Annotated in this window: 2 protein-coding genes; both read left to right on the top strand. The window is 67.8% G+C overall.

Annotated elements, in window-relative coordinates:
• Window positions 1-1,471, top strand: a 1,471-nt coding sequence (locus DBR22_RS11105; protein WP_108599063.1) for an anthranilate synthase component I, incomplete at its 5' end; no start/stop codon positions are given.
• Window positions 1,468-2,074 (top strand): Trp biosynthesis-associated membrane protein (locus tag DBR22_RS11110; protein WP_108599064.1); only part of this gene is annotated, 607 nt, incomplete at its 3' end. The genes DBR22_RS11105 and DBR22_RS11110, both read left to right, overlap by 4 nt.

The following is a 2,074-nucleotide window of genomic DNA, read 5'->3' on the forward strand; positions in this document are numbered from 1 at the left end:
GGGCCAGCCCGGAACGTTCCTCATGGAATCCGCGGCCGTGGGCGGCACGTGGTCCCGCTATTCCTTCATCGGCGCGAAGTCCCGCGCCACTTTGACCACCAAGGACGGCCAGGCGCACTGGCTCGGTGAGCCTCCCGCCGGCGTGCCCCTGGACGGGAACCCCGTGGACGCCATCCGGGACACCATCGAGGCACTTCGGACCAGCCGGTTTGACGGCCTGCCGCCGTTCACCTCCGGTCTGGTGGGCTTCCTGGGGTGGGAGACGGTACGGCACTGGGAACGGCTCACCAGCCCACCGGAAGATGACCTCCACCTGCCCGAACTTGCGCTGAACCTGGTCACCGACATGGCCGTGCACGATAACCATGACGGCACCGTGCTGCTGATCGCCAACGCCATCAACTTTGACAACAGCTCAGAGCGGGTGGATGACGCCTGGCACGACGCCGTGGCACGGGTCAAAGCCCTCCTCACGCGGATCAGCACGCCGGTGGCGCAGCCCGTTTCCGTACTGGAACCCGCCGCCCTGGACTTTGCCTCCAGCGTCCAGGAACGCTGGGACGAGCCGGCCTACCTGGCAGCCCTGGACCGTGGCAAGGAAGCCATAGTGGACGGCGAGGTTTTCCAGGTGGTGATCTCGCGCCGCTTCGAAATGGAGTGCGGTGCCTCGCCGCTGGACGTATACCGGGTGCTGCGCAACACCAACCCCAGCCCGTACATGTACATCTTCAGCCTCGAAGACGCCGACGGCCGGGAATACTCGATCGTCGGTTCGTCCCCCGAAGCGCTTGTCACGGTGACCGGGGAAGAAGTCATCACCCACCCGATCGCGGGCTCACGTCCCCGCGGCAAAACCGTTGAGGCGGACAAGGCCCTGGCCGAGGAACTCCTGGCGGACCAGAAAGAGCGCGCGGAGCACCTGATGCTGGTGGACTTGTCCCGCAACGACCTCTCCAAGGTGTGCGTCGCCGGAACCGTGGATGTCACCCAGTTCATGGAGGTGGAGCGGTTCAGCCACATCATGCACCTCGTCTCCACAGTCGTGGGAAAACTGGCGCCGACGGCAAAGGCATACGACGTCCTCAAAGCGACGTTCCCGGCAGGAACCCTTTCCGGGGCCCCGAAACCGCGTGCCCTCCGGCTGCTGGACGAGCTTGAACCGCACCGCCGCGGCATCTACGGCGGCGTCGTGGGCTATCTCGATTTCGCGGGCGACATGGACATGGCCATCGCCATCCGTTCAGCCCTCCTGCGGGAGGGACGCGCCTACGTCCAGGCCGGCGGCGGTATCGTGGCCGATTCGGTCAACCCCACCGAAGCGCTGGAGACCGTGAACAAGGCGGCAGCTCCGCTGCGCGCCGTCCATACTGCCGGATCGCTGCACAATATTTCCGTGGAGTCACTGCCCGACGGCGGCGCCCCCGCCGCCGGGGACAGCCAGATAGCCGAGGGAAGCCAGGCAGCCGAATGACGCCGGTCTGGGCGCGGAAACCCACCCTTGTCCTGCTGATTGCGGTGCTGGCCCTCGCCGTTTTCGGCGCCACCACCCAAACCTGGATCACCGTGAACCTGGACCCGGACCAGCTGGGCCAGGCCGGCGGCCAGAACACCCTCCCGGTCCAGGGCAGCAAGGCAGCCACCGCGGTGACAGCCCTGGCTGTGGTGGCGCTGGCCGGGGGACTTGCCGCGTCCATCGCGGGCAAGATCGCCCGGGTCCTCATTACCGCGATCATCATCCTGGCCGCCGCCGGAATCATCACCGCGGCCGCCACGGTGCTGGCCGATCCCTTGGCCGCCGCCCAGGGATCCATCGCCGCCGCAACCGGGATCACCGGGGGAGGCGCCGAAGTGAGCGTCACCGCGTTCCCCGTCCTCGCCGTCGTCGCCGGTGCCCTGCTGGGCCTCGCTGCCCTGCTGATCGTCCCGGCCGGCCGGTATTGGAAGGTCCGGACGAAATATGACGTTGCCGCAGGCGGGGCAGCAGCCGGTGCGGAAACAGGCGGAGCAGCAGCCGGTTCGGCCGCTGACTCAACACCAGCCACCGGCGGAGTCACAGCGCCGGCCGGTCCGGTGG

Origin of the sequence: Arthrobacter sp. HMWF013, assembly GCF_003061105.1 — a bacterium.
In the GTDB taxonomy this organism is placed as follows: domain Bacteria; phylum Actinomycetota; class Actinomycetes; order Actinomycetales; family Micrococcaceae; genus Arthrobacter.